This window comes from Chelatococcus composti, assembly GCF_014201415.1.
Taxonomy (GTDB): Bacteria; Pseudomonadota; Alphaproteobacteria; order Rhizobiales; family Beijerinckiaceae; genus Chelatococcus_A; species Chelatococcus_A composti.
The window spans coordinates 527,094-547,822 of record NZ_JACHEH010000001.1 but is presented as its reverse complement, the minus strand read 5'-3'; the positions used below and the strand labels follow the sequence as shown (position 1 = coordinate 547,822).

Here is a 20,729-nt window from a genome sequence, read left to right as displayed (position 1 = left end):
TCTCACTTCTCGCCGACGAGGATCTTGTCGAGGCCGAAGACGCGGTCGAGCACCACCATGGCCACCGCGGTGAGCGCGATCATCAGCGCCGAGACGGCAGCCATCATCGGATCGATGGACTCGGTGGCGTACATGTACATGCGCACCGGCAGCGTCACGGTGGCGGGCGACGTGACGAAGATCGACATCGTCAGCTCGTCGAAGCTGTTGATGAAGGCGATAAGCCAGCCGCCGCTGATGCCCGGCAGGATCATCGGCACCGTCACCCGGCGGAAGACCGTGAAGCGCGAGGCGCCCAGGGTCAGCGCGGCCTGCTCGGCGCTGCGGTCGAGCCCGGAGAGGGCCGCCAGCACGAGGCGCAGCACATAGGGCGTGACGATGATGACGTGGGACAGCGTCAGCCAGAGGAAGGAGCCTGTCGCGCCGATGAGCGCGAAAAGCCGCAGGAAGGCAACGCCCAGCACCAGGTGCGGAATGATGAGCGGCGACAGGAACAGGCCGTTGAGCGCATCCCGCCCCGGAAAGCGGTATCGGTCGATGGCGAGGCCCGCCGGCACGGCGATGGCGACCGAGAGGCTGGCCGCGATTGTCGCCAGCCACAGCGAGTTGCCGAAGGCCGTGACGAAGTCAGGATGCTCGAAGACCGCCCGGAACCAGCGCAGCGAGAACTCGGTGGTCGGCATCGTCAGTGTGTTCTCGGGCGTGAAGGCCACGAGGCATATGACGACGAGCGGCGCCAACACGAAGCCGACGACGAGGGCGTGGAAGAGAAGCGCGATGGGACCGTTCTTCTGCATGGCCTCACCCCAGCGTGCGGCGGGCACGCGCTTCGACGGCCCGGTTGTAGGCGAGCATGATGACGAGGTTGGCCACGAGCACGAGGATGGCTATGGCCGCGCCGAGCGGCCAGTTCAGCTCGTGCATGTACTCGTCGTAGACGAGCGTCGCCGCCATCTTGAGGCGTCGGCCGCCGAGCAGGCCGGGGATGGCGAAGGCGCTCGCCGACAGGCCGAAGACGATGAGGCTGCCCGACAGCAGCCCCATGGCAACCTGCGGCATCACCACACGGCGCAGCGCCGTGAAACGCGAGGCGCCCAGCGTCCAGGCTGCCGCCTCCACCATCGGGTCGAGCTTCTGCAGGGCTGTCCAAACCGGGATGACCATGAAGGGCAGCATGACGTGGACGAGCGCGATGACGATGGCCGTCTCGGTGTAGAGCAGGCGCACCGGACCGAGGCCGATGGCCTGCAGGGCGGCGTTCACCAGCCCCGTCGAGCCGAGCAGCATGCTCCAGCCAAAGGCACGCACGACGACCGAGACGAGCAGGGGACCGATGATGACGAGCAGGAAGATGGAGCGCCAGGGCTTGCCCATGCGCGAGAGGATGTAGGCTTCCGGCGCACCGATGAGGGCGCAGATCAGCGTCGTCAGCGCGGCGAGGCGCAGCGTGCGCCAGAAGATGGCAAGGTAGTAGCCGTCGGTAAGGACATGGACATAGTGGGCAACCGTCCACTCGTCCTGGATACCCGTGGTGTGGTCATACGCCAGGAACGACAGGACCACCGTCAGCACCAGCGGCACGAGGACGAGCCCCGTGAACAGCAAGGCGCCCGGCGCGACGAGAAGCCAGGGCGTGGCGACCGAGCGGTTCATGCCGCCACCTCGGATGCGGTCTCGACACGCAGGGTGGCGGGCGTCCAGTCGATACCCACGGGCTCGCCTTCACGCGCCGGTTCCTCGCCGGTGTTCGGCACCGATACCATGATCTCGCCGGCCTCAGTCGCGACCGTCAGCAGCCAGTGACCGCCGAGGAAGAAGCGGCTCGCCACCTGCCCGGCGAGGCGGCCTTCGCCTGGCCGGCAGAGGCGCAGCTTCTCCGGCCGGATGAGGGCGGTGACGGCGGTGCCGGGCGCAATGTCGGCCGGCGCGCTCTCGAGAATGGCGTTTCCGACGGTGACCGTGCCGTCGCGCCACACGCCCGCGATGCGGTTCATCTTGCCGACGAAGGTGGAGATGAAGGGCGTCGCCGGCTGTTCGTAGAGGCGGTAGGGCGCGTCGATCTGCGTCATGCGCCCGCCCTCCATCACCACCACGCGGTCGCTGATGGAGAGGGCCTCGGCCTGGTCGTGCGTCACCATGATGGTGGTGGTGCCGACACGGCGCTGGATGCGGCGCAGCTCGAACTGCATCTCCTCGCGCAGTTTCGCGTCGAGGTTCGACAGGGGTTCATCAAGCAGCAGAACCGGCGGCGTGATGACGAGCGCGCGGGCGATGGCCACGCGCTGGCGCTGGCCGCCTGAGAGCTGGCGCGGATAACGATCTGCCATGTCGGCGAGGTGAACGAGGCCGAGCATCTCGGCGACGCGCTTGTCGCGCTCCGCGCGCGGGACGTTGCGCATCTCGAGGCCGAAGGAAACGTTCTCGGCCACCGTCATGTGCGGGAAGAGCGCGTAGCTCTGGAAGACGATGCCGAGGCCGCGGCGGTTGGGCTTCTCCTGCGTGATGTCGCGGCCGTCGAGGCGGATGCGACCGCCCGAGGGTTCCACCAGTCCGGCGATCATCTGCAGGGTCGTTGTCTTGCCGCAGCCGGAGGGGCCCAGCAGCGAGACGAACTCTCCCTTGGCCACGGCCAGATTGACATCGCGCACGACGGGGACGCCGCCGTACACCTTGCTCACCCCTTCGAGCGTCAGGAAGCCCATTTGACCCTGCCTCGCAATTTTAAGCTTTTCTTAAGCAGGCCGCTCCGGGCCTGCCGGGTCAACTCAAAATTTCATATTGACGAATTTTTGTTGACAAAATTCCGGCATATGAAATTTTCAGAGCGATCTGTGTCGATGGTTTTCGAAGACTCATGGCGGAAGCAGCCGCGCCGATCTCCAGCCTTCGCCGTGCCCTCTCGCTGGTGCGGATCATCGCCAACGGCGACCCGGCCGGGCTTCGCCTCAAGGACATTGCCGAGGCCGCCGGCTGCACGCAGCCGACGGCCCACCGGGCGCTGCAAGACCTGATGGCGGAGGGCTTCGTCGAACAGGAGGCGGGCGGCAAGCGCTACCGGCTGTCACTCGACTTTTTCGTGCTCGCGGCCAAGGCGGGGCAGGCCAACGGCCTGCGCGATCTGGCGCGGCCAGTCCTGTTGCGCCTCGCGGCTTCGCTGCACGACACGATCTTCCTGCTGGTGCGGCACGGCTACGACGCCGTGTGCCTCGACCGTGTGGAAGGCCCTTTTCCCATCCGCTCCTTTACGGGCGATATCGGCGGGCGCGTGCCGCTCGGTCTGGGGCAGGGCAGCCTCGCCATCCTCGCGCACCTGCCCGAGGCGGAGCAGGAGGAGGTCATCCGCTTCAACGTCCCGCGGCTCATCGACCGCGGCTTTATCGACGAAGCGGGGTTACGCGCGGCGATCGCGGAGGCGCGCAGGCTCGGCTGGGTGAATCTAAACACCGGCCTCATCCCCGGCATGGCGGGCCTCGGCGTCCCGGTCTTCGACGCACGCGGCTATCCGGTGGCGGCGCTCAGCATCGGCACGCTTGCTGAACGGCTCGGCCCGGAGCGGTTGCCCAGCGTGGTGCATATGCTGCAGACGGAAGCTGCGAAGCTCGGGGCCGAGATCAACCCGTTCGACCCCTCGCTGCGCTATCCCTCCCGCAGCCTCAGCAAGGCCGAGCCGTAAGCCCAGGCTGTTTGCCGCTTTCGTTCTGACAGTCGGCTGTCGCGATCAGCTCGACATCCTCATAAGTCGCACGGATCTTGCGCAGCACGGCCGGGTCGTCGGAGTCGACATCGTAGAACATTCCGTCGATCGCGCGTATCCTGACCCATGGCCGGTCTGTCTTGCCGGACGTCCAGCCGACAAACTCGCCCCAGACAACCTGCCGCGCCCTTTCCGCCAACGCGGTCAACTGCCTTCCGCAGAGGCGGGCGTTGCGGTGGGCCAGGCTTTCCAGAAACGCTCCACCTTCGCCCGTTGCGTCGAACCACTCGTGACCGAGCTCAGAATTGATCGAGGAAACGATCCAGGTCGCCCCCAGCGACTCGGGGGCCAAGAGGCGCAGCAAATCCTTGAGATCGACGCATAATAGATCATTCCGCTTGTCGCGGATTCTTAATATTGCCATTTCACCCCCCCCTTGAGGATGGAATAACAGCCCAAAAAAAATTTTGTCAACGCAGTATAGGGACGCGGGAACGCTACGCTTCTTGTTTAAACAAATGCCGAATATCGGCCGCGGCGGTGGCGCCTCTCCAGGCTCAGTCCGCCCGTCGCGGCGCCGCCTCGCCCGTCTGCTCAAGCAATCTTTCTGCCAGGTCGGATAGATTGTCGCGGATCTGAGCAAAAGCAAAGACAATGGCGAAGGCTTGACCGAAATCGTGGCCGTCGAGCCCCTGGCCGCTTTCTCCGCGCAGCGCCTCGACGCTGGCCTGCAGCATGGCCACGGCGGTGTCGAGGGCAGCCGCGTCGCCCGTCATCTTTTTCCCGTCGAGAGCCACCGCGAGGTCCGCCATCCGCGCTCTTGCCGCCGCCACGACGTCGTCCAGCGTCGTCCCGAGGGCGGCCTTCAGCTGCGTCGAGAGTGGGCTCTGGGCGGCGCGCAGCAGGATGATCTCGCTGTGCCAGAGCCGGCGGATCGAGCGGAGCATCGGGGCGGGGTCGAGATGGTCGGGGGCGCCCGGCCACTCGCGCCGCGCCTCGTCGATCTGGGCGTCACCCTTGCGCAGCAGCTTGCGGATGCGCTCGTTGAGCGTGGCCGGATTCTCATCCGCTCCCGCGAGCCGGGCGGCGATGAGCGTCAGCAGCGCCCCGCACAGGCCGAGGGCCTCGGCACTCGTTCCGCGCAGATGGTCGCGCGCCCGTGCGGGCAGGATCAGCAGGGCCGCGAGCACGCCGACCACGGCTCCGAGGCCGATCTCCGCCACGCGCTGGAAGGCCGCGCCGAGCGGATCGGCATGGCTGGGATCGGACAACAGGACGATGGCCGCCGTGACCGAGCCGAGGCGCAGGCTGGGCCGGCGCGCGGCGATGTAGACCGTCAGCAGCATGACAAAGAGCAGGACGACACCGGTGCGCAGCTGGGACGAGCCGGCCAGAAGCGCCCCGACGACGCCGAAGGCAGCGCCGAGCATGGTGCCGAGCAGCCGGTCGACGGTGGCGCTCAGCGTCGCGCCGAGCGTGGCCTGCATGACGATCACCGCCGTCAGCACCGACCAGTAGCCCTTGGGCAGGCCGCAGGCCTCGGCCAGGACATAGGCTGCGATGGCGGCAATCGCCCCCCGCACGGCCTGGCGCAGGTGGATGGGATCGAGGCGAAGGCGAAGCTGCTCGATCATGGCGACTCCGGCAAGCCCGCGCGCCGCAGGCGCGGCGGATCAGTCGCTCGCATTCTGAGGGAACGGAAGGCGCCGAGGAAAGGGCAGGGCGCTTGCGCAGGCCCTTCGTCCTGCTCGCCGGTTGCGGCCACGGCAGGAAGCCCGCGCCGAGCCTCCGCCGAGGACGACACGGGCTTTTCCAGCCTCTTGCGAGCCGGCGGCTAGTCTTCCTCGACGAAGACCTCCTCACGCTTCCTGCGCACAGACGGCATCAGCACCACGGCGAGCACGATCGCCGCAATGACCAGCAGCACGGCGCTGATCGGGCGGGTCAGGAACACCGTGGGGTCACCCCGCGAGATGATCATGGCGCGGCGAAGGTGCTCCTCCAGCATCGGGCCCAGCACGAAGCCGAGAAGCAGCGGCGCCGGCTCGCAGCCGAAGCGGACGAGGGCATAGCCCAGCGCGCCGAACAGCGTCAGCGTGTAGAGGTCGTAGGGGTTGGAGTTGATCGAGTAGATGCCGATCGCGGCAAAGGCCATGATTGCCGGGAACAGCAGGTAGTAGGGGATCGTCAGGAGCCGCACCCACAGGCCAATCAGCGGCAGGTTGAGCAGCACCAGCATCAGGTTGCCCGCCCACATGGAGGCAATGATGCCCCAGAACAGCTCGGGGTTCTGGTTGACGACGTTGGGGCCCGGCACGATGCCCTGGATGATCATCGCGCCGATCATCAGCGCCATCACCGGATTGGCCGGAATGCCAAGGGTGAGCATCGGGATGAAGGAGGTCTGCGCGCCGGCGTTGTTGGCCGATTCCGGGCCCGCCACGCCCTCGATGGCGCCCTTGCCGAACTCCTGGGGCCTGCGCGATATGCGCTTTTCCACCGTGTAGGAGGCGAAGGCGGCAAGGATGGCGCCGCCGCCCGGCAGCACGCCGAGAATGGAGCCGAGCGCCGTGCCGCGCACGACCGGGCCGGCCATGCGGCGGAAGTCCTCGCGCGTCGGCCACAGGCCTGTGACCTTCTTCACCATCACGTCGCGGTCGGTCTCGTTCTGCAGGTTGCGCAGGATCTCGGCGATGCCGAAGACACCGACGGCGACAGAAACGAAATTGAGCTCGTCCGAAAGCTCCGGGATGCCGAAGGTAAAACGCTGGGCTCCCGAATAGAGGTCGGCACCGACGAGGCCGAACAGCAGGCCGACGATGATCATCGCCGTCGCCTTCAGGATCGAGCCGTGCGCCAGCGCGATGGCGCAGACGAGGCCGAGGACCATCAGCGAGAAATATTCGGGCGAGCCGAACTTCAGCGCCGCCTTGGCCAGCGGGGGAGCGAACAGGGCGAGGACGACAGTCGCGACCGTGCCGGCGAAGAACGAGCCGAGCGCCGCAGCGGCGAGCGCAATGCCCGCGCGGCCGCGCTTCGCCATCTGGTAGCCGTCGATGGCCGTGACGGCGGAGGAGGATTCACCCGGCAGGTTGATGAGGATCGCTGTCGTCGATCCGCCGTACTGCGCGCCATAGTAGATGCCTGCGAGCATGATCAGCGAGGTCGACGGGTCGAGCCCCAGCGTGATCGGCAGCAGCATCGCGATGGTCGCGGTCGGCCCGATGCCCGGCAGCACGCCGACGAGGGTGCCAAGCAGGCAGCCCACGAAGCAGAACGCCAGGTTGTGCGGCTGCAGGGCAATGGAGAGCCCCAGGGAGAGGTTGGAAATCAGGTCCATCTCAGCGCACCCCGAAGATCGGCCGGGTCCAGGGCTCGACGAGCGGACCGAAGATGCGCAGAGGCAGGCCGAGGCCCATAACGAAGACGAGGATGCAGAAGACGGTGAGCCCGAGGGAGAGGAGGAGGGCCACGATCAGCGACATGCGGCGGCTGGCGAAGGACGTGATGAAGGTGGTGACGAGCAGCACCGGCGCGATGCCGAGCGGGCGGATCAGCAGACCGAAGATCACTGGCACGCCGAGAAGGATGGCGATGCCACGCCACGGCAGCGGCCCGCGCTCGACATCCTCGTGCCCAATGCCCTTCAGGATCGTCGTGATGCCGAAGACGACCAGAAGGCCCGACAGAACGATGGGGAAATAGCCCGGCCCCATGCGCCTCGCAGTGCCGATGTCGAGCCCGTAGAGCGTCATGAGGCCGAAGAACAGGCCGATGCCGACGAATATCGCCCCTGCTCCAACATCGCTTCTGTTGAAGGTCATTGCTCCCCTCCGATGCAAAGTGCCGACGCGACGGGCCGTCGCGTCGGCAAGTCTTTCGAAGCGGCAATCAGTCGGCGTAGACGCCGGCGGCCTCGATCAGCGGCTTCCACCGCGCGATTTCAGATTCCAGCTTGGCCTTGAGGGCCTGGGGCGTGGCGTTTTCCTCGGGCTCCGGCTTGGTCGCGAGGGCGGCGAAACGCTCGACGACGTTCTTGTCCTTGAGCGCAACCTTCAGTGCCTGGCTGAGCCGCTCCATGATCGCCGGATCGGTGCCCTTCGGCGCATAGAGACCGTGCCAGATGCCGAACTGCATCGAGGCGAGGCCGCCCTCAGCCGCCGTCGGCAGGTCGGGCAGCTGCTCGAGGCGTTCAGGGCTCGTCACGGCATAGGCCTTCACCGCGCCGGCCTGGATCTGGCTGGTCGTGTTGGTGGTCTGATCGCACATGACATCCACCTGGCCGCCGAGCAGGTCCGTCATCGCCGGGCCCGTGCCCTGGTAGGGCACAGTGGTGAGCTGCGTCTCGATCTCGCTCATGAACAGCATGCCGCAAAGGTGCGAGGCCGCGCCGATGCCGGCATTGGCGTAGGTGACGTCGTCCTTGTGCTCCTTCAGGTAGGCGATCAGACCCTGCAGGTCGTCGGCCGGAAAATCCGGACGGGCGATGATCGTCATCGGCACCTCGGTCACGAGGCCGGCATACTCGAAGGACTCGAGCGGGTTGTAGGGGAGCTTGCGATAGAGCGTGGCGCTGGTCGCCATGCCGATGTGGTGCAGGAGCAGCGTGTAACCGTCGGGCGCGGCCTGGGCGACGCGGGCCGCACCGACCGTCCCACCCGCACCACCGACATTCTCGACGATGATCTGCTGGCCGAGCTCGCGGCTCATCGCCTCGGCCACGAGCCGGGCGACCGTGTCGGTCGGGCCGCCGGCCGAGAACGGCACGACCATCGTGATGGTGCGCTCGGGATAGGTCTGGGCTCCGGCGACCTGCGGCAACAGTGCCAGCGCGGCGATGGAAAGCGTCGCAAGCAGTTTCTTCATGTCTTCCTCCCGGAGATCGTTCTTGAACGGCTGGCACGGGGTGATCCCCGGCCGGCCCTGGGGCGCAGTAGGAAACGGCGCCGACGCCTTTTCAACACCGGCGGTCGCACGCCGGATGGCTCCTGGCGCATCAAATCATCTCGATGGGTGGATTTCGTAACATCGGCCCCGGAAGATGTGTGGGGACCGACACATCGCGCTCACTCGGCAGCGTCGCGCCGGCCGAGGCGATAGCGCTGCATCTTTTCATAGAGCGTCTTGCGGGAGATGCCGAGCTCCTCGTAGACGGGCTTCAGCGCCCCGCCGTGTGCCTGCAACGCGCTGGCGATGATCGATTTCTCGTAGCGAGCCATGCGCTCCGCAAGGGTCAGGCCCGTCTGTTCCTCAGCCGCAGCATCGAGCCCGTCGACGCCGAGCCCGAGGACGTAGCGGTCTGCTGCGTTGCGCAGCTCACGGACATTGCCGGGCCAGTCGCGCCGGGCAATCGCCTCGATGACGTGCGGGGGCGGGTCGACGGGCTCGCGCCGGTATCGTCCGGCCGCTTCCCTGAGCAGCTGGAGAAAGAGGATCGGCACATCCTCGCGCCGCGCGGCGAGGGGCGGCACCCTCAACGTGACGACGTTGAGCCGGTAGAGCAGGTCGGCGCGGAAGCGCCCCGCCGCTACCTCTTCTTCAAGCTCCACCTTGCTTGTGGCGATGAAGCGGATGTCGAGCGGGATCGGCTCGTTGGAGCCGAGGCGGACGATAACCCGGTCCTCGATGACGCGCAGCAGCCGCGCCTGGAGGTCGAGCGGCATCTGGCCGATCTCGTCGAGCAGGATGGTGCCGCCGCGCGCATGCTCGAACTTGCCGTAGCGGGCGCGGATGGCGCCGGGAAACGCCCCGGCCTCATGACCAAACAGCTCACTTTCGATGAGATTGGCGGGCAGGGCGGCGCAATTGATGACGACAAAGGGCCGGTCGGCGCGGCCGCTGTTGTCGTGCAGCGCGCGGGCGACCACCTCCTTGCCGACACCGGTCTCGCCGACGATCAGCACATCCGCGTCGGTGCCGGCGACGGCGCGCAGGCGATGGCGCAAGTCGATCATCGCCTGTGAGCGCCCGGGCAGGCGCGTCTCGAGGTCGTCACGCTTGCCGGCGGCGGCGCGCAGCAGCCTGTTCTCCAGCACGAGGCTGCGCCGGTCGAGCGCGCGCGCCACCACATCCGCCAGATGCTGGGCAGAGAAGGGCTTCTCGATGAAGTCGTAGGCACCCTCGCGCATGGCGCGCACGGCGAGCTGCACGTCGCCGTGGCCGGTGACGAGGATGACGGGCACGTCCGCGTCGATGTCGCGCACTCTCGTCAGCAGCGTCATGCCGTCCATGCCCGGCATGCGGATGTCGGAGACGATGATGCCTGGAAAGCCGGGTGTGACGAGATCGAGCGCGGCGTCGGCAGAGGTGAGCTCGCGCACCTTGAAACCAGCCAGCTCCAGCGCCTGCCGGATGGAGCGCAGGATATCCTCCTCGTCGTCGATCAGGAGCACGCAGGGCTGCTTCATTCGGCGGCCTCCAGCGATTGGGCGGGGGGCTCCTCGTCGAGGACGATCGTGGCAATGGTGCCGCCCTCGGGATGCTGCTCGACCGAAAGCGTGCCGCCGAAGTCCTTGACAATGTTGTAGGAGATCGAGAGGCCGAGCCCCAGCCCCTTGCCTACGCCCTTGGTTGTGAAGAAGGGGTCGAAGATGCGGCCGGCAATGGCAGCCGGAATGCCGGGGCCGTGATCCCGCACCGTGATGGCGACCTTGCCCTCGCCGGTGCGCTCCGCAGCGAGGGTGATCGTCCGCCGCTCCGTTCCCTCCACCGCGTCGGCTGCGTTGGAGATGATGTTGACGAGCACCTGCTGCAGGCGCACCGTCCCCGCCTTCACCCACAGCGGTCCGGGGCCGAGATTCACGACGAAATCCGCATCGGCCGCCTTCAACCGCCAGCCCATGATTTCCAGCGTGTCGTGGATGATGTCGTCGAGGCGCACCGGCCCGAGCTTCTCGTTGGGCTTGCGGGCGAAGTTGCGCAGGTGCCGGCTGATCGAGGCCATCCGTTCCGTCAGGCTGACGATGCGCTCGATGGCCTCGGCGGCTTCGGCGTTGCGCCCGTGAGCGATCAGCAGGAGGGCATTGTCAGCATAGGTGCGCGCGGCGGCGAGCGGCTGGTTGAACTCGTGCGACAGTGCCGCCGCCATCTGGCCGAGAGCGGCAAGCTTGCCCGCCTGGACGAGATCGGCCTGGGTCTTGCGCAGTGCCCGCTCGGTCGCGCGCCGCTCGGCGACCTCCGCCTGCAGGAGGTGGTTGACGTTGGCGAGGTCCGCCGTGCGTTCTGCGACGCGCCGCTCCAGTTCCTCCTGGGCTTCGCGCTGCACCTGCAGCCGCTCCGCGAGCCGGGCGCGCCGCTCGAGCCAGACGGCGAAGCCCATGGCGCCGAGCGCCACGAGCAGTACCAGCGCCGCGATGGTGGTCAGCACCTGCACGCGCACCGACGCGGTGTCGAGCAGCACGCGCACCGTCCAGTCTGCCTCCGGCATCTCTTCGCTCAGGGCGAGGTATTGCCGCGCACCCTTCGTGTCCGTGACGGTCAGGAGATCGTGCCCGTCCGGCGTCGCCGAGCGTGTGACCGGCAGTTCCCGCAGCTGCGCATTCGCATAGCGGCGTGTGGCGGCCGTGCGCGCCAGCCGGTCCGGCGTGAGAGGCTCGATGGCCGTAAACAGCCAGTCCTGCCGGCCAGACATGAAGATGATGCCTTCACGGTCGGTGACGATGATCTCGTAATCGCTGCCCCGCCAGGAGCTTTCGATGGCATCGAGATCGATCTTGAAGGCAACGACGCCAGCGACGCCCGTCTCGGTACGGATGGGAGCGCCGAAATAGTAGCCACGCTTGAGGGAGGTGGTGCCGAGCGCGAAGAAGCGGCCCTCGCCGTGGTCCCGGGCGTCGTGGAAGTAGGGGCGATAGCTGAAGTTCTCGCCGATGAAGGTCGGCGTCTGGTCGAAGTTGGACGCGGCGATGGTGACGCCGTCGTTCAGCATTACGTAGATGTCGGACGACTCGAGCAGATGGTTGACCTGCTTGAGGAAGTGGTTGACCTCATCGATCTTCTCCCGGTCCTGCGGGTTCGACACCAGCAGCTTGATGTCCGGATCGTCGGCAATGAGCTGGGGCAGCTTCTCGTAGCGGGCGAGCTGGCCGCGCAGCGCCGTGACGGCGAGGCCGAGCGTGTTGTGACCGCGTGCGGCCGCCTCGTCGAGATAGAGCGCGGTGGCGTAACGGTGGCCGAAGCTGGCGATCAGCAGGCACAGCGCGAATGCCACCGCGCCCAAAATGATCAGATGTCGCCGCCGGTGCCGGTTCATGCGACCTGTCGTTCCTCCCGCCTGATCATATAGACCGGCTTTTGACACGGAGTCGAACGCCTGCTGCTCTGAGACACGGCAGATTGCGGCGCTGCCCCTTCCAGCAAGCCGGAAGGCGCGATCGCTTCAGCCGGTCATGCGTCGGGATGGTGTCGCGCCATGCGCATGCGCGCCCGTGTCGCTTCATCCACCATCGCCCGGATCTGGGAAAGAAGCGGGTGGCGGGCCGTGTGCTGGAGGCCATAGGCGAGATTGAAGGCGTAGTCGAACCCGGCTGGATTGCGGCCCACGGTGTGCTGGAGCATCGTTTCCAGCTTGTCGAAGCCCTTGGCGAGGATGGCCTCCGGCGTTGCGGCGGCATCGTATTCGTCCCACAGGGCAAGGATGTCCTGCCGAAGGTCAGCGGGCAGGGGCGCACAGAGCTGCGCCATGGCCGCTCGCTCGCGAACCGCCTTGCCATCGTCGCCGCGCTGCACGATGGCAGGGATGTCGCCTGAGATCGCCTCGCCGAGATCGTGCACGATGCAGAGCTTGAGCAGGCGAAGCAGATCGCAGCCGGCAAGCTCCTTCTCGAACAGCATCACCAGCAGGCACAGGCGCCAGCTGTGCTCGGCGGAGCTCTCGGCACGGCCGCCGGAGGTCCGCCCGCTGCGCAGCGTATCCTTCAGCCGCTCGGCCGCCTGGATGAAATCGATGATGCCGCGAAGCCTGTCGTCGTCGATTGCAGGTTGCATGGGTCATCCTCACGGGCCAGCCGGCGGCCGTCCGGGCGCCGAGTCCCTGTGGTGATTTCTTCCGACCGATTGTCGACGCCAGCGGCGCCGGTTGGAAGGCTCCGACTGCAAAATCGCGGTACCGTCTCAATGCGCCTGGCGTGCCGACCTCGAGGAATACCCCTGCGCCTTCCATTCAGCGAGCGGCAGGATGTCGGGGGCTTCGCCCATCGGGGCATACCAGGAATCGACCGCCCATTCCGTGCCCTCCGCGTCGCGGATGACGGCGGTGGAATGGAAGTAGCGACCGTCGAGAAGAAAGCCGCGCGAGGCGATGGCACCGACCGTGTGATGGCGCAGGAGCCCGCGTCCGGCGAGATAGAGGAGGAGGGCGCGCGTGTTGGTCGACTCGTCGATGCAATCCATCTGGCCGCGTTCTCCCGACGCGCCGAAGCGCGAGCCCGGTTCGTCCCGCACGCCGATGACGTCGAAGACGCGGCGCTCGAAATAGCGCACCGCCGCGGCAATCGCCGCGCGTTCAGCGGCCGGAGACCGTCGCCCGGAGGCGAAGATGGCGGCGAAACGCCGTGCGTCGGCCGGACCGAGATGGAGGATCGTGCGGAACCAGCAGCCGTAGCCGTGGCAGACGTGGATCACCTCCTGCGCGGTGGCGGTTCGGCCGGCGCCGCCGAGTGCGACGAGAATCAACAGGAGGAGCAACGGCAGGCGGCCGTTCCTCCTGACACGGCTTCCCGGCGGGCAGACAATCATCCGGCCCTCGCACACTCGCCACGGTCGGGCGCGAGCCGTGCGCCCGCTCTGCGCAACTATAACGCGGGCGTCGCCGGGCGCGACAGGCGCGGCCAGGTCGATCCGAAGCGCTGGACCAGCCGCCGCCCCTTTCGGAAGATGAGGCAGAGGCATTGTGGAAGGGCCAGCCGGAGGCGGCAAGCGCCGCCTTATAACCGCATCAGACGAGGGAGAAGGTCCGTGGAACCTGTTCGCTGGGGCATCCTGAGCACGGCCAAGATCGGCCGCGAGAAGGTCGTGCCCGCCATGATGAAGAGCCCGTTGTGCAACGTGCTTGCGGTCGCCTCGCGCAATCCGGCGGCCGCGCGCGCCATGGCCTCCGCACTCGGCATCGCGCGCGCCTACGGCTCCTACGAGGAGCTTCTCGCCGATCCGGAGATCGAGGCGGTCTACAACCCGCTGCCCAATCACCTGCACGTGCCGATGACACTCGCCGCAGCCGCGGCGGGAAAGCATGTGCTGTGCGAGAAGCCTGTCGCGCTCGATGCCGCGGAGGCGGAGCAGCTGCGCGCGGCGGCCGACAAGGTGCTTATCGCCGAGGCCTTCATGATCCGCCACCATCCGCAATGGCTCGCCGTGCGCGACATGGTGCGGGCAGGGGAGGTCGGCGAGCTGCGCCTCGTCCACGTGCTCTTCTCCTACTTCAACACCGACCCGGCCAACATCCGCAACAAGGCAGAGATCGGCGGCGGCGCGCTATACGACATCGGCTGCTATGCGGTCATCAGCGGGCGCTTTCTGTTCGGGGCCGAACCGCAGCGCGTCGTCAGTCTGGTGGAGCGCGACCCGGCCTTCGGCACGGACCGGCTGTCGAGCGGTCTTGCCGATTTCGGCGGCGGGCGCCGGCTCGTCTTTACCGTCTCGACACAGCTCGTGCCCTTCCAGCGCGTCGAGGTGCTCGGCACGAAGGGGCGTATCGAGATCCGCATCCCCTTCAACGCGCCGCAAGGGGAGGGTACGCGCATACTGGTCGACAGCGGCACGGCCCACGACGACGCGGCGGCACGTGTCGTCTCCTTTCCGCCGTGTGACCAGTACACGCTGCAGGGCGAAGCCTTCTCGCGGGCTGTGCGCGGTGAGGAACCGCTCGCATTCGGCGTCGACGATGCCGTGGCCAACATGCGCGTTCTCGATGCTCTCTTCCGCTCGGCGCAGAGCGGCGCCTGGGAAAAGGTCTGACCAGCCGGGCGCGCTGCTCAAGCGGCGACGACGCGACAGGGCCAGGGATTGCGGCCCTCGCGCAGCCACAGCAGGGTGTCGAGCCAGAAGCCGGATGCGTGGCTGTCGTGAAAAAGGCCGAAGTGGCCGATGGAAGCGCGCCCGTAGTCGCCCGGCGCGATGCTGACGAGGGTCCGCTCGCCCCCCGTGTAGTAGCGCAGCGTGCGGCGAATGGCCGGCACGGTGCCGAACTCGTCGTCGGTGACGGTGACGGCGAGGATCGGCGCCGTCACGGCCGCCATGCGTGCCAGCACGTTCGCTCGCGCGGCGGGCGGATAGTTCCGCTCGAAACGCCGGCGGCGGAAGCTCCACTCGTTGGCGACGCCGGCCGGCAGATCCTCCAGCCAGCCAAGGCGACGTCCGGGGAAGTAGCCGCACGCCGCCGTCAGCAGCGGCATGGCGACATGCCATTTGAAGAGGAGAAAGAGCCGCCGCTCCGGAGCATAGTCGCCCCACCAGGCATATTGCGCGCCAACGGTGAGCATCCGGTCGATCAGGCGCGCGCTGCGCGCAAGGCCCGGCAGGAAACCGCCGATGCTGTGGCCGACCACAATCAGCGGCCCCGCCCGGCGGCACACGTGCATCAGGTTGATGGCCGCCTCGACGTCGCGCTCGCCCCAGTCGCGCCAGCGATAGCCACAGCCCTTCAGGCTGTCCGGACGCGACGCGCCGATGCCGCGATAATCGTAGGTCAGGACATCGAAGCCGTGCCCGGCGAGAAACCGGGCATAGCGGTGATAGTAGCGCGCGAGAACGCCCGTGGCCGGATTGATGATGACGCTGCCGGCGACGCTCTGCGTACGTGCGGGCCAGAGCCGCGCGCCGAGCCGTACGCCGTCCGTGCAGACGATCTCGCAGGGTTCGCTGTCCTCGACGACAGGGGGGAACTGGGCTCGCTCGTTCATGGGCCGGAAGATAGAGCGAGCCCGCCCGTTGAGTATATTCACTAGTCGGTATACATAGGGCCATGGGTGAGAGGTCTGCCACCACGCGCGAGCGCATCGTCAAGGCTGCGGTAAAGCTCTTCCACGCAGAGGGAATCCGCGCCGTCAGCGTCGACGCCATCGCCGACAAGGCAGGCGTCACCAAGCGCACGCTCTACTACCACTTCCGCAGCAAGGATGACCTGATCGCGGCGTATCTCGAGACGCGCGACCAGCCCAACCTCGTCGTGTTCCGGCAATGGTTCGACGAGGCGCCCGGCGACGTGGCAGACAAGGTGGCGGCGATCTTCCAGCACCTCGCCCGCTCGGCGCGCCATCCCAAGTGGAAGGGGTGCGGCTTCCTGCGCACGTCGGTGGAGCTCGTCAACATGCCCGGTCATCCGGCCATGGTCGCCGGACGTGCGCACAAGAAGCGGGTAGAGGGCTGGCTCGGCGACATGTTCGTGGCGGCCGGCATCGCGGAGGCGGACGCCCGGCAGCTCGCGCGACAGGTCATCCTGCTCATCGACGGGGCCTTTTCCGTCGTGCTGCTGCATCGCGACCCGAGCTATATGGAAACGGCCGGCGAGGCGGCCGCCACCCTGGTGCGGGCCCGGCTCACGGCCGCAGCGAAGGCGCACGAAGCTGCGGCCGCCCGATGAAGGCAAGGAGACATCGATGTCGAAGGCAACGCGCGCGACGACGATGCTCGTCAGGCCAGGCATCGCCTTCACGCTGCACAGCTACGCCTATGATCCCGATACCGAGAGCACGGGCCTGCAGGCCGCCGAAGCCCTGGGCGAGGATCCCGGCCGCGTGCTCAAGACGCTGATGGCTCTTGTCGACGGCAAGCCGGCCTGCGTCATCGTTCCGTCGGACCACGAGGTGGCGATGAAGAAGCTCGCCGCCGCCTTCGACGGCAAGTCGGCGCAGATGATGAAGCCTGCCGATGCAGAGCGGATCACCGGCTACAAGGTGGGCGGCATCAGCCCCTTCGGTCAGATGCGGAAGGTACCGGCGGCCATCGAGGAGAAGGCGCTCGCCCACGCCCTCGTCTATGTCAACGGCGGCCAGCGCGGGTTGCAGGTGAGGCTCGCCCCGCGCGACATCGTCGCGCTGCTCGATGCCCGCGTCTGCGCAGTGGTCGCCTGACGCGCCCCGCGTCTGACCGGAAAAGGAAGGGTCTCGCCACCAGACACGAAAAGCCCCCGGGCATCGCTGTCCGAGGGCTTTTTGCCGACAGGCGATCAGCCGCGCACGAAGGCCAGCAGATCGGCGTTGATGATGTCCGGATGCGTGGCGAACATGCCATGCGACAGGCCAGGGTAGGTCTTCAGCGTGCCGTTCCTCAGCAGCTTGATCGCCTTGTGGGCCGAGTTCTGAATCGGCACGATCTGGTCGTCCTCGCCGTGCAGCAGGAGGACCGGCACATCGATCGCCTTGAGGTCTTCCGTGAAGTCGGTCTCCGAGAAGGCCGCGATGCAGTCGTACTGGGCCTTGGCACCGCCGGCCATACCCTGCCGCCACCAGTTGTCGATCAGCCCCTGGCTTACCTTCGCATCCGGACGGTTGAAGCCGTAGAAGGGCCCGGACGCCACATCGCGGAAGAACTGCGCCCGGTTGGCCACCAGGAGTGAGCGGAAGCCATCGAAGACCTCCTTGGGCAGACCATCCGGGTTCGCCTCCGTCTTGAGCATGATCGGCGGCACGGCGCCGATCAGCACCGCCTTCGCCACACGGCCCGGCTCGGCACGGGCGACATAGCGCGCCACCTCGCCACCACCGGTAGAATGTCCGATGTGGACGGCGTTCCTGAGGTCGAGGGCAGCAGCCAGCTCGGCAACGTCGGCGGCATAGGTGTCCATCTCGTTGCCTGTGTCGGTCTGGTCCGAGCGGCCGTGGCCGCGGCGGTCATGTGCGATCACGCGGTAGCCCTGAGACAGGAAGAACAGCATCTGGTTGTCCCAGTCATCCGCAGAGAGCGGCCAGCCGTGATGGAACACGATGGGCTGTGCATCGCGGGGGCCCCAATCCTTGTAGAAGATGCGGGTGCCGTCGGTGGTGGTCAGGCTGTTGCTCGTCATGGTCGATCCTTTCGTTTCTCCGCTGGAGCTCGCCGGGACCGGCAAACCGAGGGCTGCGAGCGCCGCCGTTCCCGTGATCAGGAAGGTGCGCCGCGTGACGGTGAGCTCTGGTCCGAGTGTCATGTCGCTGGCCTCGCTGAGGTGTTGTCGACGTGGACAACGCTAGGGGAAGCTGGCAGGCGAGAAACTTGGCGGAACAGACAATAAGCGGGGCAAAACGGACAGATGCCGCAGAACAGAAAGCGCGTGGCCGAAATCGGCCTGCTGGTCTACCCGGACTGCCAGATGGCAGCCGTGCACGGCCTGACGGACCTGTTCCGCATCGCCGGGGAGTGGGCGGAGCGGATCATCGAGACCGAGGTGCCGGCCATCCGCGTCTCCCACTGGCAGGCTGGGGATGGGGAGGAGGGGGAGGTCGTCTGCATCTGGGATAGCCACCCGGGTTCTCCTCATCGGCTGACCCATGCCATCGCTCCGCCGAGCATCATCATGCCCGAGCTCATGCGCCCCATGCCCACCGCGGCGGCCTGGATGCAGGCCCGTCACGCGGAAGGAACCATCCTGTGCTCGGTCTGCGCTGGCACCTTCGTGCTGGCAGAGACGGGTCTGGTGAACGGACGGCGCGCCACCACCCACTGGGCGTTTGCCAGGCAGCTGGCGGAGCGTTTCCCCGAGGTTGAGGTGGCGGAAGAAAGAATGGTTATCGACGAAGGTGACATTGTTACGGCAGGAGGCATCCTGGCCTGGACCGACCTCGGCCTGACGCTCGTCGAGCGCCTGATGGGCGCCAGCGTGATGCTGGCGACGGCCCGCTTTCTGCTGATCGACCCGCCGCGGCGGCACCAGCTGCCGTTCAGCCAGTTCATCCCGCGTTTCGACCACGGCGATGCGGCGGTGCTGCGCGTGCAGCAGCACATCCACGCCCGCTATGCGGATGCCCTCGCGGTGGGCGCTCTCGCCGGACTTGCGGGGTTGACGGAGCGCACCTTCCTGCGCCGCTTCAGCGCAGCGACCGGATTTCGCCCGGTGGAGTACCTGCAGCAGGTGCGCATCGCCAGGGCCCGCGAGACGCTGGAGCTGACGCGGCAGCCTGTCGACCAGATCGCCTGGCAGGTCGGCTACACCGACCCGGCCGCCTTCCGGAAGATCTTCCGGCGCGCCACCGGCCTGACGCCCAACGAGTACCGGCATCGCTTCAGCGTGGCATGAGACAAGGCTTTCGCGGCGCGAGCGGGGCAGGGGCTGCCCGGCCGTCACGGCCTTGGCTCTCCGGCGCCCTCTCTACAAGGCCCGCGATCAGAAATAGCCGAACACGAAATCGCTGGCGTCGAGGTTCTCGAGATCCACGCCGGCGAGGAAAAGGCCGCCTTCCCCGACATCAATGACGACGCCGCCATCCGCCTCGCGGGCGGCGGCGAGCACCTCGTCCGGACTGGTCAGGGACCCGCCGAGGAAACGGATCCGGTCAATGCCGTTCTCGAAGTCCTCGATGCGGTCGTAACCGGTCTCGTTGCCGATGTAGTTAAAGACGTCTTCGCCCGCGCCGCCCCAGAGCTGGTCTTCGCCATCGCCACTGTAGAAGTGGTCGTTGCCGTCCTCGCCATGAAGCCTGTCGTTGCCCGAACCGCCATCGAGCCGGTCACCCCCGGCGCCGCCGTAGGCCGTGTCGTCGCCGGCTCCGAGATCGAAATAGTCCCCCGTCAGCGTGACACCGGGCCGGTCGCCGAGACCGCTGTCGCCATCGAGCCCGTAGACCGTGTCGTTGCCCGAACCGGCGATCACGTCGAGCCGCTCGAAACCGGCCGCTGTCGCGCCGCCGGGCAGGAGGCCCGCCTTGACGTCGACGACGAGGTCCTCGGTCGCGTCGCGCTCGACAATGACAAGCCGGTCAAAGCCGGTGCCACCATCCAGGAAATCGGCCCCGCCGCCGCCGATGATGACGTCGTTACCCTCATGCCCGCGGATGACATCTGCTCCGGAGGTACCGATAAAATGATCGCCGCCGGTCGAGCCCTCGATGGTCAGCTTCTCAAAGCCGACCGCGCCACCCGTCCGGCCGACGCCGAGCTGGGAGAGGGAGATGGCGCCTGCCTCGCCGATGGCGGCAGCACTGTAGCCGACTGCCTCCCTGCCACCGTCCAGCGTCGGCGCGAGCTGCGTCGGCGCGGTGCGGAAATCGAGGATGAGATGATCCGTGCCCTCGCCACCGTCGGCGCGCCCCGCGCCGTTCAGCACCACGAGATCGTCGCCCGCGCCGGCGTTGATGTGATCGTAGCCCCAGCCCCTGCCGCCGATGATGATATCGTTGCCGCCTGCGCCGGACAGCCGATTGGAGCCATCGTCACCCGCGATATAGTCGTCGTGCTCCGTGCCGTAGATATTCTCGACGGAGATGAGCACGTCGCCCTGGGCATAGCCGCCGATCTGCGGCCCGTCGTGCGTGAGGTCCACGTACACGCCTGCGCGCGAGCCCGTGTGTTCCACCGTGTCAGAGCCGCCACGGCCGTCGATGATGTCCGCGCCCGCGCCGCCGTTGATAATGTTGTCGAGGCTGTTGCCCGTCAGCCGGTCGTCGTGGCTCGATCCCGTCAGATCCTCGATGCCGGCGAGCGTGTCGCCCTCGGCGTCGCCGCCGACCTGCGCCCCAAGGCGGCTGAGGCTGACATCGACCGCCTCGGGCGAAAAGGCGTAGCTCGCCCTGTCGCGCATGCCTTCGCCGCCGTCGATGACATCGGCTCCGGCGCCGCCGCGCAGCGTGTTGTTGCCGGCGTCGCCGATCAGGATGTCACCGTAGCGCGAGCCAGTAATGTTCTCGATGTCGACAAGGACGTCACCTGCGGCATCGCCGGCGCCGGCCTGCGGGCCGGAGTGGCGCAAATCCACCATGACTCCGGCGAGGGAGGCCGAATAGACCGCGGCGTCGCGGCCCGCGCCACCGTCGAGGAGGTCGGCTCCCGGTCCGCCCCACAGGCGGTCGTTGCCGTCCCCGCCGAAGACTGTCGTCGCCGGCATAGCCGACGAGATCATCGTCTCCAC

The 20,729-nt window shown here is 67.4% G+C and carries 20 protein-coding genes; 5 read left to right on the top strand and 15 right to left on the bottom strand.

The window, feature by feature from the left end:
- Positions 1-2: 2 nt before the first annotated feature.
- Genes HNQ73_RS02665 through HNQ73_RS02655 form a run of 3 tightly spaced genes read right to left on the bottom strand, consistent with a single transcriptional unit; the run spans position 3 to position 2,702 of the window.
- Positions 3-797 carry an ABC transporter permease gene (locus HNQ73_RS02665; protein ID WP_183331939.1) on the bottom strand — a complete coding sequence of 265 codons (795 nt, stop codon included), beginning with the start codon at positions 795-797 and terminating at the stop codon, positions 3-5.
- A 4-nt stretch (positions 798-801) separates the two neighbouring features.
- Positions 802-1,653 (bottom strand): ABC transporter permease, encoded by an 852-nt coding sequence (locus HNQ73_RS02660; RefSeq protein ID WP_183331937.1) that lies wholly within the window; start codon positions 1,651-1,653, stop codon positions 802-804.
- On the bottom strand, positions 1,650-2,702 hold the full coding sequence (locus tag HNQ73_RS02655; RefSeq protein WP_183331935.1) for an ABC transporter ATP-binding protein: 1,053 nt from the start codon (positions 2,700-2,702) through the stop codon (positions 1,650-1,652). The genes HNQ73_RS02660 and HNQ73_RS02655 overlap by 4 nt, the downstream gene beginning before the upstream one ends.
- A gap of 152 nt (positions 2,703-2,854) precedes the next feature.
- Here HNQ73_RS02655 and HNQ73_RS02650 point away from each other — a divergent pair, with 152 nt between their 5' ends.
- A complete protein-coding gene (locus HNQ73_RS02650; RefSeq protein ID WP_183331933.1) occupies positions 2,855-3,673 on the top strand; it encodes an IclR family transcriptional regulator in 819 nt (272 codons plus the stop codon).
- Here the strand turns inward: HNQ73_RS02650 and HNQ73_RS02645 are convergent.
- The 9 genes from HNQ73_RS02645 to HNQ73_RS02605 form a co-directional block, all read right to left on the bottom strand.
- Positions 3,654-4,118, bottom strand: a complete 465-nt coding sequence (locus tag HNQ73_RS02645; RefSeq protein WP_183331931.1) for a hypothetical protein — start codon at positions 4,116-4,118, stop codon at positions 3,654-3,656. The two genes, HNQ73_RS02650 and HNQ73_RS02645, sit on opposite strands and share 20 nt — an antisense overlap.
- A gap of 133 nt (positions 4,119-4,251) precedes the next feature.
- Entirely contained in the window at positions 4,252-5,328 is a 1,077-nt protein-coding gene (locus tag HNQ73_RS02640; RefSeq protein WP_183331929.1) for an FUSC family protein, read from the bottom strand.
- 200 nt (positions 5,329-5,528) lie between these two features.
- Positions 5,529-7,034 carry a tripartite tricarboxylate transporter permease gene (locus HNQ73_RS02635; RefSeq protein ID WP_183331927.1) on the bottom strand — a complete coding sequence of 502 codons (1,506 nt, stop codon included), beginning with the start codon at positions 7,032-7,034 and terminating at the stop codon, positions 5,529-5,531.
- Between the two features lies 1 nt (position 7,035).
- Positions 7,036-7,518 carry a tripartite tricarboxylate transporter TctB family protein gene (locus tag HNQ73_RS02630; protein WP_183331925.1) on the bottom strand — a complete coding sequence of 161 codons (483 nt, stop codon included), beginning with the start codon at positions 7,516-7,518 and terminating at the stop codon, positions 7,036-7,038.
- Between the two features lie 67 nt (positions 7,519-7,585).
- Entirely contained in the window at positions 7,586-8,560 is a 975-nt protein-coding gene (locus HNQ73_RS02625; protein WP_183331923.1) for a tripartite tricarboxylate transporter substrate-binding protein, read from the bottom strand.
- Between the two features lie 200 nt (positions 8,561-8,760).
- Positions 8,761-10,101 (bottom strand): sigma-54-dependent transcriptional regulator, encoded by a 1,341-nt coding sequence (locus HNQ73_RS02620; protein WP_183331921.1) that lies wholly within the window; start codon positions 10,099-10,101, stop codon positions 8,761-8,763.
- Positions 10,098-11,945: a sensor histidine kinase gene (locus HNQ73_RS02615; protein ID WP_183331919.1), complete on the bottom strand. Its 1,848-nt coding sequence runs from the start codon at positions 11,943-11,945 to the stop codon at positions 10,098-10,100. The genes HNQ73_RS02620 and HNQ73_RS02615 overlap by 4 nt, the downstream gene beginning before the upstream one ends.
- 134 nt (positions 11,946-12,079) lie before the next feature.
- Entirely contained in the window at positions 12,080-12,679 is a 600-nt protein-coding gene (locus HNQ73_RS02610) for an HD domain-containing protein (RefSeq protein WP_183331917.1), read from the bottom strand.
- 126 nt (positions 12,680-12,805) lie between these two features.
- Positions 12,806-13,378 carry a hypothetical protein gene (locus tag HNQ73_RS02605; protein WP_244649782.1) on the bottom strand — a complete coding sequence of 191 codons (573 nt, stop codon included), beginning with the start codon at positions 13,376-13,378 and terminating at the stop codon, positions 12,806-12,808.
- Between the two features lie 270 nt (positions 13,379-13,648).
- On the opposite strand from HNQ73_RS02605, the gene HNQ73_RS02600 reads away from it, so the two are divergent.
- Complete coding sequence (locus HNQ73_RS02600; protein ID WP_183331913.1) at positions 13,649-14,647, top strand: Gfo/Idh/MocA family protein; 999 nt, start codon at positions 13,649-13,651, stop codon at positions 14,645-14,647.
- Between the two features lie 17 nt (positions 14,648-14,664).
- Here HNQ73_RS02600 and HNQ73_RS02595 read toward each other — a convergent pair whose 3' ends face one another.
- Positions 14,665-15,591 carry an alpha/beta hydrolase family protein gene (locus HNQ73_RS02595; RefSeq protein ID WP_183331911.1) on the bottom strand — a complete coding sequence of 309 codons (927 nt, stop codon included), beginning with the start codon at positions 15,589-15,591 and terminating at the stop codon, positions 14,665-14,667.
- Between the two features lie 62 nt (positions 15,592-15,653).
- On the opposite strand from HNQ73_RS02595, the gene HNQ73_RS02590 reads away from it, so the two are divergent.
- Positions 15,654-16,271, top strand: a complete 618-nt coding sequence (locus HNQ73_RS02590) for a TetR/AcrR family transcriptional regulator (protein ID WP_183331909.1) — start codon at positions 15,654-15,656, stop codon at positions 16,269-16,271.
- A gap of 16 nt (positions 16,272-16,287) precedes the next feature.
- Positions 16,288-16,761 (top strand): Cys-tRNA(Pro) deacylase, encoded by a 474-nt coding sequence (ybaK, locus tag HNQ73_RS02585; RefSeq protein WP_183331908.1) that lies wholly within the window; start codon positions 16,288-16,290, stop codon positions 16,759-16,761.
- Between the two features lie 95 nt (positions 16,762-16,856).
- On the opposite strand, the gene HNQ73_RS02580 is transcribed toward ybaK, so the two are convergent.
- Positions 16,857-17,816 (bottom strand): alpha/beta fold hydrolase, encoded by a 960-nt coding sequence (locus tag HNQ73_RS02580; RefSeq protein WP_183331906.1) that lies wholly within the window; start codon positions 17,814-17,816, stop codon positions 16,857-16,859.
- 102 nt (positions 17,817-17,918) lie between these two features.
- Between HNQ73_RS02580 and HNQ73_RS02575 the strand changes: the two genes are divergently transcribed.
- Positions 17,919-18,902 (top strand): GlxA family transcriptional regulator, encoded by a 984-nt coding sequence (locus HNQ73_RS02575; RefSeq protein WP_183331904.1) that lies wholly within the window; start codon positions 17,919-17,921, stop codon positions 18,900-18,902.
- Positions 18,903-18,989: 87 nt separating this feature from the next.
- Here the strand turns inward: HNQ73_RS02575 and HNQ73_RS17815 are convergent, their stop codons facing one another.
- Complete coding sequence (locus tag HNQ73_RS17815) at positions 18,990-20,720, bottom strand: calcium-binding protein (protein ID WP_210310562.1); 1,731 nt, start codon at positions 20,718-20,720, stop codon at positions 18,990-18,992.
- Between the last annotated feature and the right edge of the window lie 9 nt (positions 20,721-20,729).